Source organism: Pacificoceanicola onchidii, from assembly GCF_004804335.1.
GTDB lineage: Bacteria > Pseudomonadota > Alphaproteobacteria > Rhodobacterales > Rhodobacteraceae > Pacificoceanicola > Pacificoceanicola onchidii.
The window spans coordinates 83,351-96,741 of sequence record NZ_SRXY01000009.1 but is presented as its reverse complement, the minus strand read 5'-3'; the positions used below and the strand labels follow the sequence as shown (position 1 = coordinate 96,741).

Annotated in this window: 15 protein-coding genes; 8 read left to right on the top strand and 7 right to left on the bottom strand. The window is 63.4% G+C overall.

The window, feature by feature from the left end:
* Positions 1-5: 5 nt before the first annotated feature.
* The 3 genes from E4662_RS20865 to E4662_RS20855 all read left to right on the top strand — a co-directional run bounded on the left by E4662_RS20865 (position 6) and on the right by E4662_RS20855 (position 3,144).
* On the top strand, positions 6-1,043 hold the full coding sequence (locus E4662_RS20865) for an adenosine deaminase (RefSeq protein ID WP_136443573.1): 1,038 nt from the start codon (positions 6-8) through the stop codon (positions 1,041-1,043).
* Complete coding sequence (gene upp / locus E4662_RS20860; RefSeq protein ID WP_136443572.1) at positions 1,040-1,672, top strand: uracil phosphoribosyltransferase; 633 nt, start codon at positions 1,040-1,042, stop codon at positions 1,670-1,672. The genes E4662_RS20865 and upp overlap by 4 nt, the downstream gene beginning before the upstream one ends.
* Positions 1,673-1,845: 173 nt before the next feature.
* A complete protein-coding gene (locus E4662_RS20855) occupies positions 1,846-3,144 on the top strand; it encodes an SPOR domain-containing protein (protein WP_136443571.1) in 1,299 nt (432 codons plus the stop codon).
* Between the two features lie 126 nt (positions 3,145-3,270).
* On the opposite strand, the gene aroB is transcribed toward E4662_RS20855, so the two are convergent.
* Entirely contained in the window at positions 3,271-4,386 is a 1,116-nt protein-coding gene (aroB, locus tag E4662_RS20850; protein WP_136443570.1) for a 3-dehydroquinate synthase, read from the bottom strand.
* Positions 4,383-5,003, bottom strand: coding sequence for a shikimate kinase (locus E4662_RS20845; protein WP_420819281.1), 621 nt, complete (start codon positions 5,001-5,003; stop codon positions 4,383-4,385). Before E4662_RS20845 ends, aroB begins: the two co-directional genes overlap by 4 nt.
* 49 nt (positions 5,004-5,052) lie before the next feature.
* Here E4662_RS20845 and E4662_RS24145 point away from each other — a divergent pair, with 49 nt between their 5' ends.
* The 5 genes from E4662_RS24145 to E4662_RS20825 all read left to right on the top strand — a co-directional run bounded on the left by E4662_RS24145 (position 5,053) and on the right by E4662_RS20825 (position 9,495).
* Positions 5,053-5,202 carry a hypothetical protein gene (locus E4662_RS24145; RefSeq protein ID WP_168798035.1) on the top strand — a complete coding sequence of 50 codons (150 nt, stop codon included), beginning with the start codon at positions 5,053-5,055 and terminating at the stop codon, positions 5,200-5,202.
* Positions 5,203-5,275: 73 nt separating this feature from the next.
* Positions 5,276-6,697, top strand: a complete 1,422-nt coding sequence (locus tag E4662_RS20840) for a hypothetical protein (protein ID WP_136443568.1) — start codon at positions 5,276-5,278, stop codon at positions 6,695-6,697.
* A complete protein-coding gene (locus tag E4662_RS20835; RefSeq protein ID WP_136443567.1) occupies positions 6,694-7,623 on the top strand; it encodes a site-specific tyrosine recombinase XerD in 930 nt (309 codons plus the stop codon). Before E4662_RS20840 ends, E4662_RS20835 begins: the two co-directional genes overlap by 4 nt.
* A gap of 382 nt (positions 7,624-8,005) precedes the next feature.
* Entirely contained in the window at positions 8,006-8,878 is an 873-nt protein-coding gene (ppk2, locus tag E4662_RS20830) for a polyphosphate kinase 2 (RefSeq protein ID WP_136443566.1), read from the top strand.
* Positions 8,878-9,495, top strand: a complete 618-nt coding sequence (locus E4662_RS20825; RefSeq protein WP_136443565.1) for a TetR/AcrR family transcriptional regulator — start codon at positions 8,878-8,880, stop codon at positions 9,493-9,495. Before ppk2 ends, E4662_RS20825 begins: the two co-directional genes overlap by 1 nt.
* Here the strand turns inward: E4662_RS20825 and E4662_RS20820 are convergent, their stop codons facing one another.
* The 5 genes from E4662_RS20820 to E4662_RS20800 form a co-directional block, all read right to left on the bottom strand.
* Positions 9,496-10,179: a sulfotransferase family 2 domain-containing protein gene (locus E4662_RS20820; protein WP_136443564.1), complete on the bottom strand. Its 684-nt coding sequence runs from the start codon at positions 10,177-10,179 to the stop codon at positions 9,496-9,498.
* Between the two features lie 126 nt (positions 10,180-10,305).
* Positions 10,306-10,800, bottom strand: a complete 495-nt coding sequence (rpsI, locus tag E4662_RS20815; RefSeq protein WP_136443563.1) for a 30S ribosomal protein S9 — start codon at positions 10,798-10,800, stop codon at positions 10,306-10,308.
* A 2-nt stretch (positions 10,801-10,802) separates the two neighbouring features.
* Positions 10,803-11,261 (bottom strand): 50S ribosomal protein L13, encoded by a 459-nt coding sequence (gene rplM / locus E4662_RS20810; protein WP_136443562.1) that lies wholly within the window; start codon positions 11,259-11,261, stop codon positions 10,803-10,805.
* Positions 11,262-11,422: 161 nt separating this feature from the next.
* Positions 11,423-11,956, bottom strand: a complete 534-nt coding sequence (locus tag E4662_RS20805; RefSeq protein WP_136443561.1) for a GNAT family N-acetyltransferase — start codon at positions 11,954-11,956, stop codon at positions 11,423-11,425.
* A 38-nt stretch (positions 11,957-11,994) separates the two neighbouring features.
* Positions 11,995-13,389 carry an aminotransferase-like domain-containing protein gene (locus tag E4662_RS20800; protein ID WP_136443560.1) on the bottom strand — a complete coding sequence of 465 codons (1,395 nt, stop codon included), beginning with the start codon at positions 13,387-13,389 and terminating at the stop codon, positions 11,995-11,997.
* Between the last annotated feature and the right edge of the window lie 2 nt (positions 13,390-13,391).

Here is a 13,391-nt window from a genome sequence, read left to right as displayed (position 1 = left end):
TCCTCATGACCCTGCAAGACCGCCCGCCTCTGGACGAAGAGGCCATCGACGCCATCACCCGCCTGCCCAAGGCCGAGTTGCACCTGCATTTCGAAGGCGCGGCTCCGCCGTCCTTCATCCGGGGGCTGGCCAAGGAAAAGAACGTCGATCTGAGCGGGATCTTCAACGCGGACGGCTCTTATGCCTACCGCGACTTTGTGCATTTCCTGTCGGTCTACGAGGCGGCGACCTCCGTCTTGCAAACGCCCGAAGACTTCGCCCGCCTGTGCACCGCCTTCCTAGAGGAATGCGCGGCCAATGACGTGGTTTATGCGGAGACCTTCCTCTCGCCCGATTTCTGCGGCGGCGGGGATGTGGGCGCATGGCGCGAATACCTGCACGCCATTCGCGAAGCGGCGGAGGCCGCGGAAAAGGCCAATGGCATCACGCTTCGAGGCATCGTCACGTGCATCCGTCACTTCGGCCCGGAAAAAGCCAAGGCGGCGGCGCTCTGCGCGGCGGAAACCGCCGGAGACTGGATCTGCGGCTTTGGCATGGGCGGCGACGAGAACAAGGGCAAGCAACGCGACTTTGCCTACAGCTATGACATGGCGCGCGAAGCGGGACTGAAGCTGACCACCCACGCGGGCGAATGGCGCGGGCCTGAGGAGGTGCGCGAGGCGGTCGAGGATCTGGGCGTGGAACGCATCGGTCACGGCGTTCGGGTGATCGGTGATCTAGCGACCGTCGATATGCTGATCGAAAAAGGCGTGACACTGGAAGTTTGCCCGGGCTCCAACGTCTTTCTCGGGGTTTTCCCAAACCTCGATCAGCACCCGATCGACAGGCTTCGGGAGCGCGGCGTCAAAGTGACCGTCTCAACCGACGATCCGCCGTTTTTTCATACAACCATGCGCCGCGAATATGCCGCTCTCGCCAAGACCTTTCGCTGGGATGCGGATGTCTTTACAGAGTTGAACAGAACCGCCATGGCCGCCGCCTTCTGCGATGAAGAGACCCGCGCCAAGGTGCTCAAGACAATCGAAAACGCGAGGACCGCATGAGTGACCATCTGACCATCGTCGACCACCCGCTGGTGCAACACAAGCTGACGCAGATGCGCAAGACGGATTGCTCCACCGGCAAATTCCGCAGCCTCCTGCGCGAGATCAGCCTGCTGCTGGCTTATGAAGTCACGCGCGAAATGCCGATGGCGAGCGAGGCGATTGAAACGCCCATGTGCGCGATGGACGCGCCGGTGATTGCGGGCAAGAAGCTGGCGCTGGTTTCGATCCTGCGCGCGGGCAACGGGCTTCTGGATGGCATTCTGGAGCTGATCCCCTCGGCCCGCGTGGGCTTCATCGGGCTTTACCGTGATGAGGAAACCCTAGAGCCGGTGGAATACTATAACAAGCTGCCGCAACACATGGATGAGCGTCTGACCATCGTGGTTGACCCGATGCTGGCCACGGGCAACAGCTCGGTTGCGGCGATTGACATGGTCAAGGCGTCGGGCGCCAAGAACATCCGTTTCCTCTGCCTTCTGGCCGCGCCCGAGGGCGTTGCGCGCATGAAAGAGGCGCACCCGGATGTGCCGGTTGTGACCGCCTCCCTCGATGAGAAGCTGAACGAAAAAGGCTATATCGTACCGGGACTTGGCGACGCCGGCGACCGGATGTTCGGCACGCAGTAAAGCGGCCTCACCTTGGGTCTGCACTGTCATGGCACCGGATTCCGTCAAGGACTCCGGGCAGCCGAGGCGTGCGATCAATCACGAATTGTTTTGCGGGTAAATCCTTAACCTTTCCATGCTTTACAGGGGCACATCCATGGTGCAATGTGCTTTGAGCATCTGTGGGGGCAGACATGACTTTGAAATCCTTGACGATTATCGCACTGTTCACAGCCGGACTGGGGATGGTTTCCCAGCCCGCCGCGGCGCAGGGCCTTGACGCGGTTCCGGTGAACTTCCCGCCTGCGTCCTTCAATGGCCGCCAGTTTGTGGACAACAAAGGCTGCGTCTTTGTGCGCGCTGGGTTTGATGGCAACGTGACATGGGTGCCGCGCGTGACGCGCCAGCGCAAGCAGATCTGCGGCCAGACTCCGACATTTGGCGGCGGCGGCGGCGCAAGCGCGCCGGTCACTGCAACCGCCCCGGCCCCTGCGCCGGCGCCAACAGCGCGGCCGGTGCAGATCACCGCCGATCCGCAGCCTGCCCCGGTCCGGTCCGGCGTGACCCTGGCCCAGCCCAGCGGCACCATCCGGGTTCTGCCCGGCGGCTCCGGCACGCTGACCCCTGCGGCCCCGACCACAACCGCGCGCACCGCCCCCGTGGTGCGCCGCGCCCCGGCTTCCAAACCGCCCGCCGCGCAACCCCCGCGTGTGGTGCGCCGCGTGCCCGCTCCGGCCCCGACGCAGCCGCGTGCCACCGTGCGCGCCGCGCCGCCCGCCACCGGCGCCGGTCCCTGCATCAACGGCTCGCGCACCCGCGTGGTCGATGGCCGTTCATACGTCTCGGCTTGCGGTCCGCAAAAGGCGCCTCAGGTGACCTCCGTGCGCCGTGGCTGGAAGGACAGCAAAGCCACTGCTCCCGCCATCACCCCGCAGACCCGGATCGTTCCGCGCAAGGTATATGAGCGCCAGCAGCAGGTTCTGGTGTCTGCGGTGCCCGAAGGATACCGCCCGGCCTGGTCCGATGACCGGCTGAACCCCTACCGCGCCTATCAGACGGTCGAGGGATACCGCGACACGCAGCAGGTCTGGACCAACCGGGTGCCGCGCAAGCTGACCTCTTCGGTGCGCGTCCACCGCAAGAAAGAGCCGACAATCGCCTATGTCGGCAACACGAAGCAGTATCCGACGCCCATTATTTCGACCAGCGGCAGCGCCCATGCGGTCAAAACGCCGGTGATCTCCACCCGCTCCGCGCCCAAGGCAAGCGGTGCGCGCTACGTGGAAATCGGGGCCTTCACCACGAAGGCCAAGGCTCAGGCCGCTGCGGCCCGGCTGAGCGCCGCCGGTCTGCCAGTGCGCTACGGCACGCTCAAGCGCGGCGGTCAGACGCTGCGCCGCGTGATGGTTGGCCCCTATGCCTCTGCCGCCGCTTTGGACGCCGGTCTGCGGACCACGCGCTCGGTTGGCTACACGCAGGCCTACATCCGTTAAACGCCGGTTTCTAAACGCGAAAACACCCCGAACGCCGGTTCGGGGTGTTTTTGTTTGGAGTCAGACATGGTTTGTGCGCCCCCTGTCCCGGACCTGATCTGGGACCTCCTGCTGTCGCAAGCAGGGTCAGCTGCAGGCCGCGCGTTGCTCCTTGAGCAGGTCCAGCACCACATCCTTGGGCACCTCGGAGGTGACAAAGCTCGCGCCGATCCCGCGCGCCAGAATAAAGCGCAGCTGCCCGTCGATGACCTTCTTGTCCTGGCCCATCAGGTCCAGCAGCACCTCGGCATCCGGCAAATCGCCCGGAATGTCACGCAGATCGCGCTTCATGCCCATGGCCGCAAGGTGCTCGCGCACGCGGCTCGGGTCTTCCTGTGAACACAGGCCCAGCCGCGACGAAAGCTCGAAGGCCAGAGCACAGCCGATCGCGACACCCTCGCCATGCAGCAGACGATCCGAATAGCCCGTCGCCGCTTCCAGTGCGTGGCAGAACGTGTGGCCGAGGTTGAGCAGCGCCCGATCCCCCTGCTCCGTCTCGTCGCGCAGCACAATCTCGGCCTTCATCTCGACCGAGCGTTTAACCGCATAGGCGCGCGCGGCCATGTCGCCTGCGGCCGCCTTCGGCCCGTTCACTTCCAGCCAGTCAAAGAAATCTGCGTCGCCCAGCAAACCGTATTTGGCCACCTCGCCATAACCCGCAAGGAAGTCGCGTTCGGTCAGTGTCCCCAGTACGCCGATGTCCGCCAGCACCAGAGACGGTTGATGGAACGCGCCAATCAGGTTCTTGCCCTGCGGCGCATTGATGCCGGTCTTGCCGCCGACGGAGCTGTCCACCTGCGCCAAGAGCGAGGTTGGCACCTGCACAAAGCGCACGCCCCGGCGCAGCACCGCGGCGGCAAAGCCCACCAGATCACCGATCACGCCGCCGCCCAGAGCGACCACCACGTCGCGGCGCTCGACCTTCTGTTCAAGCAGCCATTCGACCGTGCGGGTGAACTCCGGCCAGCCTTTGGTGGCCTCGCCCGCAGGCAGGGTCAGGGAAACCGAGGCGATGCCCTCGGCCTCAAGCGCCTTTACCAGAGTGTCGAGATGCAAAGCCGCCACGTTGGCATCGCTGACAATCGCCACGCGCGGGCGGTGCAGCAAGGGGGCGATCTCCGCCCCGGCGCGGGCCAGCAGGCCTTCGCCAATGCGCACCTGGTATTCGCGCCCTTCAAGCGGAACCTCGACGATCTCGGTCATGTCTTTTTCTCCAATACGTCCGGGCGGCTGTCCAAAAGCGCCTGGCGCACCACGCCTGCCTGGGCATCGAGCGTGCGCCCGCCTTCGGACAGCACCGTGACATCGGCCAGCGCATAGGTCGGCACACGGTTTTCATAAAGCGCGGTCAGCGTGCCCTTGGGATCGGGCGAGCGCAGCAACGGGCGCGTGTCCTTGTGCCTGACCCGCTCCCAGAGCACCTCCAGATCGGCGTTGAGCCAGACAGAGACGCCCTTGGCGCTGATCATCTCGCGGTTCTCGGCGCTCATGAACGCACCGCCGCCGGTGGACAGAACGCAAGGATCGCCGTCCAGAAGACGGTCTATGATCTGGGTTTCCTTGCGGCGAAAGAACGGCTCGCCGTCGCGTTCGAAAATCTCGGCGATGGTCATGTTGGCGGCGGCTTCGATCTCGTGATCGGAATCCTTGAACGGCACCCCCAGCTGCGCGGCCAGCGTGCGGCCCACCGCCGTCTTGCCCGCACCCATCATCCCCACAAGCACAACCGTCTTCAAAAGAACCGGTTCCGCCCCTTGCGTCTCTTCGGCCATCATTCGCCCATTCGTTTCTTCGTTGCGTGAATGACGTGAACGCGACAAAAAGGCTAGGTATAAACTTGAAAAAACAGTGAGGCAGGGAGACGCGCACATGGGGCGCCTATTGAAATACTTGTTCTATCTTCTTGTTCTTGGGGCAATAGTTCTGGTTGGCTATGCCTACGTCGGGCCGTTCTTTGGCGCCGACTTCAGCCCGCCGCAAACAGAGATTCGTCTACCCGTGGAGCTTGATGATCAGTAATCGTGCCAAATTGCCCGTGCGGGCCCGTGTTTTCACACTGTTGTGTTCTTTGGGTGTGGCCTGTGGCGCATCCATGGCAAGCGCGCAAAGCGAGCCGGTTGCCGGAAGCGCCCTGCCGCCTGATGTGTCCTCCACCACGCTGGGCGCGCCCAATGCGGGCGGCGCGGGGCTTTTGCCGGCGCGGGTGACGGGCCTTCCGGCCACGCTCTGGCTCGGCTCTGATCCGGTGCGGCTGGGAGAATTGATCACTGCGGCGCGCCCGGCGGTGCCTGCGCTGCGCGATTTGTTGCACACGCTGATGCTGGCCGAGGCCGATCCGCCTGCGGGCGGCGCAGCGGCGGTGCGCCATCTGGGCCATCGGCTCGATTGGCTGATCCGGCTGGGGGCCGTGGAAGAGGCGCTGGCGCTGATCGAGATTGCCGGCCATGACAGCCCGGACCTGTTTGCGCGCTGGTCGGACCTGCGGCTGCTGCTGGGCCAGACTGCTGCGCCTTGCGGGGCGCTCCGAGCCAAACCGGCACTGAGCGAGGATATTTCGCTCCGGATTTTCTGCACCGCGCGGGGCGGCGATTGGCAACGGGCGGCGCTGCTGCTTGGCTCGGCGCGCACGCTGGGTGATCTGCCCGCGCGCAAGGTCGACCTGATGGAGCGCTTTCTGGACGATGAACTGGCCGAGGAACGCGGCGCATTGATCCCGCCGGTGCGCCCCTCACCGCTGGAGTTCCGCTTGTTCGAGGCTCTGGGTGAGCCTTTGCCCACCGCGCCTTTGCCGCTGGCGTTTTCGGTGCTGGATCTGGGGGGCGACAATGGCTGGCGCGCGCAGATCGAGGCGGCGGAACGGCTGGCCCGTGTCGGTGCCCTGCCCGCCAACCAGCTTCTGGGGCTTTATACCTTGCGCAAACCGGCGGCCTCTGGCGGGGTTTGGGATCGCATTGATGCGCTACAGGACTTCGAAAAGGCGCTGGATCGCGGCGCGGTTGGGGCGATTTCCATCGCTCTGCCCAAGGTCTGGTCGCAGATGGCGAGCGCCGGGCTTCTGGTGCCTTTTGCCGATCTGTTTGCCGAGCGGCTTGCGCCGCTGGACCTGTCCGGGCGCGCCAAACGCATGGCGCTGCGCAGCGTTTTCCTCTCCCCCGGCTACGAGGCGCTGAGCGCGACACTGGCTGATGATGGCCCCGAGGCGCGTTTCCTGACCGCCATCGCCCGAGGCCAGAGCCCGGGCGAGACAACAGTTTCCGGTCTGCCACACGCGCAGGCCGTTGCCATGGGCTTTTCCGGTCCCGCTGTGCCGCAGGTTTTGCAGGACCAGTTGGCGCAGGGGCGTCTGGGTGAGGTTATCCTGCGCGCCGTGGCGCTGTTCAACGCCGGGGCCGAGGGCAACGGGCGCGATCTGACCGATGCAATTGTCACGCTCCGGGCCGTGGGGCTGGAAGATGTTGCGCGGCGGGCCTCCTTGCAGCTGATGCTGCTGGATGCGGAACGGGCGCGGCGATGAGCGCGGACCGCTTCTGGATCTCCAATTTCCTTGAGGCCATCGCCGCAGAGCGCGGCGCGGCGGGCAACACATTGGCCGCCTACGCGCGCGATCTGAGCCATGTGCGCGAGTGGCTGGGCGGCGAAGGACTGGATTTCACCAGCGCGCAGAAGGCGGATGTGGAAAGCTACCTCGTGTTCTGCGACCGCGAGGGCCTGTCCCGCTCCACCCGCGCGCGGCGGCTTTCAGCGATCAAGCAGCTTTACCGTTTTGCCTTTGAAGAAGGGCTGCGCGAGGACAATCCGGCGGTGCAGATCGCCGGTCCCGGACGCGACAAACGCCTGCCGAAAACGCTGTCTATTGAAGAGGTTGACCGACTTCTGGCGGCGGCGAGTGCCTATGGTCGGACCGAGGCGGACAAGCTGCGCAATGGCTGTCTGATGCAGGTGCTTTATGCCACGGGCATGCGTGTGACCGAGCTGGTCTCGCTCCCGGTGTCGAGCGCGCGGGGCGATCCGCGTATGCTGCTGATCCGGGGCAAGGGCGGCAAGGAGCGCATGGTGCCGCTCTCGCCGCCTGCACGCGAAGCGCTGGCCTCCTGGCTGGCGGAGCGCGACGCGCAGGATGAGGCCGCAAGGCTCAAGGGCAAACCCGGATCGGCCTTTCTCTTTCCGTCGCGCGGCAAGGCCGGTCACCTGACACGGCACGGGTTTTACGCGCTGATCAAGGAGTTTGCCGTGGCGGGCGGGGTCGCGTCGGACAAGGTCACGCCGCACACGCTGCGCCATGCCTTTGCGACGCATCTGCTGCAAAACGGCGCGGATCTGCGCTCGATCCAGACGCTGCTGGGCCATGCGGATGTGGCGACAACCGAAATCTATACGCATGTTCTCGAAGAGCGGCTGCGGGAGCTGGTGCTGGATCACCATCCGCTGGCGAAGGACTAAAGCCCCCTGCCCGCCACGGCAGTGCTGCCGGACGGGGATGGGACTTTTAAGAACGTAGTGCCTGAAAAAGGCGGCCGCCCGTTACGGATTTCACGTCCGGAGGTGCCAAACTCCGGCTTGTTCGCCTGTACAGATCGAGCATCCCCGAAGGGCTGTCGCTCGGGCCTTGAGGACAGGCCGTCGCGCATCAATCCGATGTTTCAGTGGATCCGCCGAGGAGTGTCTGCGCCAAAGGTGAAGACCGGGTTACAGCACCGTTCGGTCAAGCCGGTCAATGGGTTAGCCGGGACACAGGGCGCCGCAACTTTCGCGGCAAACCCCATTCGGCTATTTCGCAAACCGCCAAAACACCCCATATAGAGTAAAACACACGAGGCCCGGCATGTCTGATCTGCCTTTCGACGGTGCCATCAGCACCTATTTCAACGACCGCGCGCCGCAAGAGGTGCGCGATGCGATCAAGCGCGATGAGAAAGACGATATTCTCTCGCACAGCTACCCCTATTCCGAAGGCCTGAAGCGCAAGGCCTATGAAAAGGAAATGGCGACGTTGCAGGTTGAACTGGTCAAGATGCAGGCTTGGGCACGAGAGAGCGGTGCGCGGATTGCCTGCGTGTTCGAAGGGCGCGATGCCGCCGGAAAAGGCGGGACGATCAAGCGTTTTCGCGAGAACCTGAACCCGCGCGGGGCGCGCGTGGTGGCTTTGTCGAAACCGTCCGAGCTTGAAGCGACGCAATGGTATTTCCAGCGCTATATCGACCATCTGCCGTCGGGCGGCGAAATCGTGTTTTTTGACCGCTCCTGGTACAATCGCGGCGTGGTTGAGAAGGTGTTCGACTTCTGCACGGACGATCAGCGCGCGCATTTTTTCCAGCAGACGCCGGAGTTTGAAAAGATGCTCGCCGATGAGGGCATTCATCTGTTCAAGTTCTGGCTCAACGTCGGGCGGGCAGAGCAGCTGCGGCGGTTCCTGAAACGCGAAGGCGATCCGCTCAAGCAGTGGAAGCTGTCGTGGATCGACGTTGAAGGGCTGAACCGCTGGGATGCCTATTCGTCGGCGATCAAGGAGACGTTGGAGCGCACCCATACCGAGGCCGCGCCCTGGACGGTGATCCGGTCGGACGACAAGAAACGTGCGCGGCTGGCGGCGATCCGGCATGTTCTGTCGTCGCTGGATTATGATCGCAAGGACGCCCGCTCCGTCGGCACGGCAGACCCGAAAATCTGCGGCGGGCCGGAGATTTGGGACGCGTGATGGTCAAGAAGCGCGGCTATCACCACGGCAACCTGCGCCAGGCACTGGTCGAAGCGGCGCTGAGCCTGATCGAGGCCAAGGGCCCGACGGGCTTTACGCTCTCGGAGGCGGCGAAACAGGCGGGGGTGACGCCAGCGGCGGTTTACCGGCACTTTGACGGGCGCGAAGACCTGATCGCGGAGGCGGCAAAGCAGGGCTACGAGATTTTCGCCGATGTGATGGAATACGCCTACAACAAGGGCGGGCCGTCCGATCTGGCCGCGTTCGAAGCGACGGGCCGGGCTTATCTGGCCTTTGCGCGGAAATATCCGGGTCACTACATCGCCATGTTCGAATCCGGCATTTCGGTGAACCATTCGCCGGAGCTGGCCGCGATTTCCGCCAAGGCACGTGGAGTTCTGGAGAAGGCCGCAGCGCGGTTGTCCGAGCATATTCCGCCGGATCGCCGCCCACCGCCCGCGATGTTTTCGGCCCATGTCTGGGCGCTGAGCCACGGGGTTGTGGAGCTTTTCGCGCGGAATTCACCCGGCACGCAATCCCCCTTCCCGCCCGAGGATCTGCTGGAGACCGGGATTGGCGTGTACCTGCGGGGTTTGGGCCTTTTGGACCGGGATTGATTATTCCGCCGTTTGCGGGGCGGTCTGCTGATCGTGGATGCTCTGCCAGAGCGCCAGATCCTCGGCGTAATGCGTCTCGATTGCGCGGCGGGTGGATTTTTTCATGGCGGGCGCCGGGGTCTGGGATTTCTTGGCCCAGAACTGCCCGTCGGACGCCGCTGTTTCTGTCACCGCGTCAAGCCAGCGGAACACCGGATCAAGGCCCGCTTCGAGCGTGAACAGCCCCATGTCTTCGGTCACAAAGTCCACCTGCGGGCGCAGATGATTGTCATAGATGAAGCCGTCGCGCTTGAGGGCGGCCAGCGCCTTTGGCACCCATTCGTCGAAGGTCAGGGATTTCTTCTGATCCTCAAGCTTGATCCGGCGCGCGCGGCCCCCCTTGATGGGGCGCGCCACCCGTTGCAGAGGCTTGAGAGGCTCCGAACGCCAGAGAAACTCGCTGACCATGCGCTCCACCGGATGGCGCAGCACCGCAAAGCGCGCGGTGAAGAGATCGGCGGGAAACAGCGGCTCAAACAGGGCGGCGTGGAAGTGCTGCGGCGTGCAGGGCAAGCCTTCGGGGCGTGATGATGCGGTCATCGCCAGCGTGCCTTTTGTGCGCAAGTAAGCTTCGATGCTCGACCCGCCCGCTTTGGGAATATGGGCGAAGTGGATCAGTTGCGCTCCGGCGCGGCAAATCGGCATGCTGTGTCTCCAGTCGCGGCTCTTTTGGCCTTTGTTAACCTTTAACCGGGCCTCACCGAAACAAACAGCACGAAACGAAAAAGGGCCGCGCAAACTGCGCGACCCCCGTATCGTATGCCAAAGCGATTAGCGCTTGGAGAACTGGAAGCTCCGGCGCGCCTTGCGCTTACCGAATTTCTTACGTTCAACCACACGGCTGTCGCGGGTCAGGAAGCCGGCAGCTTTCAGAGCGCCGCGCAGGGACGGATCGTACAGCTGCAGCGCCTTGGAGACACCGTGCTTGACCGCGCCGGCCTGACCGGAGAGGCCACCGCCCTTGACGGTTGCCATGACGTCGAACTGGTCTTCGACACCGGCAACCTGGAACGGCTGGCGCAGGATCATCTGCAGAACCGGACGGGCAAAGTACTTGTTCATTTCCTTGCCGTTCACGGTGACCTTGCCGGAGCCGGGCTTGATCCACACGCGGGCAACAGCGTCTTTACGCTTGCCGGTGGCATAGGAGCGACCCAGCTCGTCACGGACGGGCTCACGCGGGGCAGCGGCTTCTTCGACGGCAACAGCGGCGTCTACGCCTGCGGCTGCGCCCAGTTCTTCGAGGGAATTGATCTGATCAGCCATGATTACACCCGGGTGTTTTTCTTGTTCATCGACTTGACGTCCAGCACTTCCGGCTCTTGCGCCTCGTGCGGGTGCTCACCACCGGCGTAAACGCGCAGGTTGGTCATGATCTGGCGGGACAGACGGTTGCCCGGCAGCATGCGCTTGACCGCCTGGGTCACGACGCGCTCGGGGTGCTTGCCCTCGAGGATCTGTGCCTTGGTGCGGGATTTGATGCCGCCCGGGTGGCCGGTGTGCCAGTAGAAGTTTTCTTCACGCTTCTTGCCGGTCATCTGAATCTTTTCAGCGTTGATGACGATGACATTGTCGCCGCAATCCATGTGCGGGGTGAAGGACGGCTTGTGCTTGCCGCGCAGGCGCATGGCAATGATCGAGGCGAGACGGCCCAGAACAACGCCTTCGGCGTCGATCACGATCCATTTCTTCTCGATGTCTGCCGGTGTAGCAGAGAAGGTTTTCATGGGTCTTATCCATCTTAGACAGGGAAAGGCCGCGCATGCGCACGGCCTCGTAAATCCGATGGGCGGGTTATACTGATGTGAAAAACCCCGTCAAGCGCGGGAAGCGGTTTTAAAGATATGAAATTCAATGAGTTACGATAAAGGTATCAATTTACCCCACATTACTGCTCCCGAGTCGCCTCCCATTCGGGCTTTGTGATCTTCCACGACTGCCAACCCCCCTTTTTGCCGCCCATGGTCAACGGTCCTGTGCCCACGTGCTGCGCACCGATCCGCGCCGTCGCTTTTTGCGAGCGGATATTGGACGGGTCGATGTGCAGCCAAACCTCGGGAACGGTCTCAAACGCATGGGCAAACATCAGATCCTTCATGACGCGATTGCTGCGCCCGCGCCAATGATCCCGCGTCAGAAAGGTGTAGCCGATGGCCACCTGCCCCGGCGCATCGGGCGGATCGTAGTACCGCGAACACCCGATGACGCGGCCCGTCTTGTCGCGCGCGATGAGCGTGCCGCCGCTGTCCAGCAGCTTGGTGAAATACGGTTTGAACACCTCCGGTTTGAAGCGGTCTGTGGCGGGGTGACCGGCCCAGATCAGCGGATCAGCGGCGGCCTTGGTCAGCTCCGTTTCATCTTCGGCACGCAGCGGGTAAAGGTCCAATATCGTGCCGAAAAGTCCCTCTGGCATCGGAATCATGCAGAAAACTCCCGATTTCGTGCGAAAAACACCCGGCTTCAGACGGCGATTTGCTCCGGTGGATTGTCGAGAAGGCGCCGCAGCCGCCCCATGGCCGACTCAAAGCTCGACAACGACACATGCGCATTGATCGCAAGCCGCACAGCATGGGGCGCGTTGCCGTTGCGCAGGGCAAATTCATCGGCATTGCGCAACTGCACCCCTTCCGCTTCCGCGGCCTGAACAAAACTGCTGGCGCGCCAGCCCTGAGGCAACATCAGCCACAGATACGGCACATCGTCGTGCCAACGCAGATCATAGCCGCCAAGCGCATTGACCGCCGCGCGCACATATTTGCCAAAGGCGGCGCGCACCGCATCCATCATGCGATAAGTCTCCTGCCGGGTCAGAATGTCTTCGGTCACATGGGCCAAAGGACTGGCGAGCCCGAAGAAACCATATTCCGCCGTACGGCGCAGGGTGGCGCGATGCGGCTCTGGCGCAACCGCAAAACCGACGCGCAAGGAGGGTGTCAGGCATTTCGAGAAAGACGAGACGTGCCAACCCTGCTCCGGCAGATAGGACCGATAAGACGGCGCGTTTGGACGGCCCAGGCGGTAACAATCGTCCTCCATCACATGAAAGCCGCAACGCCGTGCCACCTTGGCGATTTCCGCGCGCCGCTCTGCCGGAGTGCACAGGCCTGTCGGATTGTGCACTTCGGGACTGGTACAAAGCAATTGTGCGCCATGTTTGCGCGCGATCTCTTCCAATGCGGATGGTACAATCCCCTTCTCATCCATCGGAACAGAGACAACCTCGGCTCGCAAAAGCTCTGCGGCGCGGCGAAAACCGGGGTAACTGAGATGTTCCACCATCACCACAGGACGCCCGCCTTTGAGCACCGCCTGCATGACGAGAGAAATCGCAGATTGTCCGCCGTGGCTGAGGACAATGTCCTGCTCGCAAACCGGGCCAAGCACCGACCCTTCCAGCCAGCGCAACACGGCACGCCGCGCCGGGGCAAAGGCGCGGGAGGTGGGGTAGTTCAACAGGTCTTGGGCCGGGCGCTCCGAAAGCCGCGAAAAGGCATCCCGGATCAAGGCCACCTGTCCCACATCCGGAAGTTTGGGTGAAAAAAGACTAACCTGATCTGTATCTTCCGCCGCATGAGCCGTGTTCCACTTGATGCTCGCCACCGGTGCAGGAGGGCCCGCCACAAAGGTGCCGCGGCCCACTTCGGCGGTCAAAACGCCCTCGTCCGTCAGGATCGAATAGGCCCGCGCCACCGTCCCCGGCGTGATGCCCAGACGCCAGGCCAGTTCCCGCACGGGCGGCAGCTTGTCGCCTTCCGCCAGATCCTTTGCCGAGATCGCATCACGGATCGCCAGAACCACCGCGCGATATTTCGGCCCGCCACCGTTCAGATCGCAGCGCTGCAAAATTGTATCCATAA

Excerpts from the sequence above, each read along its gene's own strand:
- E4662_RS20865 (WP_136443573.1), top strand. The coding sequence starts at position 6 with ATGACCCTGCAAGACCGCCCGCCTCTGGACGAAGAGGCCATCGACGCC.
- upp (WP_136443572.1), top strand. The coding sequence starts at position 1,040 with ATGAGTGACCATCTGACCATCGTCGACCACCCGCTGGTGCAACACAAG.
- E4662_RS20855 (WP_136443571.1), top strand. The coding sequence starts at position 1,846 with ATGACTTTGAAATCCTTGACGATTATCGCACTGTTCACAGCCGGACTG.
- aroB (WP_136443570.1), bottom strand. The coding sequence starts at position 4,386 with ATGACCGAGATCGTCGAGGTTCCGCTTGAAGGGCGCGAATACCAGGTG.
- E4662_RS24145 (WP_168798035.1), top strand. The coding sequence starts at position 5,053 with ATGGGGCGCCTATTGAAATACTTGTTCTATCTTCTTGTTCTTGGGGCA.
- E4662_RS20840 (WP_136443568.1), top strand. The coding sequence starts at position 5,276 with ATGGCAAGCGCGCAAAGCGAGCCGGTTGCCGGAAGCGCCCTGCCGCCT.
- E4662_RS20835 (WP_136443567.1), top strand. The coding sequence starts at position 6,694 with ATGAGCGCGGACCGCTTCTGGATCTCCAATTTCCTTGAGGCCATCGCC.
- ppk2 (WP_136443566.1), top strand. The coding sequence starts at position 8,006 with ATGTCTGATCTGCCTTTCGACGGTGCCATCAGCACCTATTTCAACGAC.
- E4662_RS20825 (WP_136443565.1), top strand. The coding sequence starts at position 8,878 with ATGGTCAAGAAGCGCGGCTATCACCACGGCAACCTGCGCCAGGCACTG.
- E4662_RS20820 (WP_136443564.1), bottom strand. The coding sequence starts at position 10,179 with ATGCCGATTTGCCGCGCCGGAGCGCAACTGATCCACTTCGCCCATATT.
- rpsI (WP_136443563.1), bottom strand. The coding sequence starts at position 10,800 with ATGGCTGATCAGATCAATTCCCTCGAAGAACTGGGCGCAGCCGCAGGC.
- rplM (WP_136443562.1), bottom strand. The coding sequence starts at position 11,261 with ATGAAAACCTTCTCTGCTACACCGGCAGACATCGAGAAGAAATGGATC.
- E4662_RS20805 (WP_136443561.1), bottom strand. The coding sequence starts at position 11,956 with ATGATTCCGATGCCAGAGGGACTTTTCGGCACGATATTGGACCTTTAC.
- E4662_RS20800 (WP_136443560.1), bottom strand. The coding sequence starts at position 13,389 with ATGGATACAATTTTGCAGCGCTGCGATCTGAACGGTGGCGGGCCGAAA.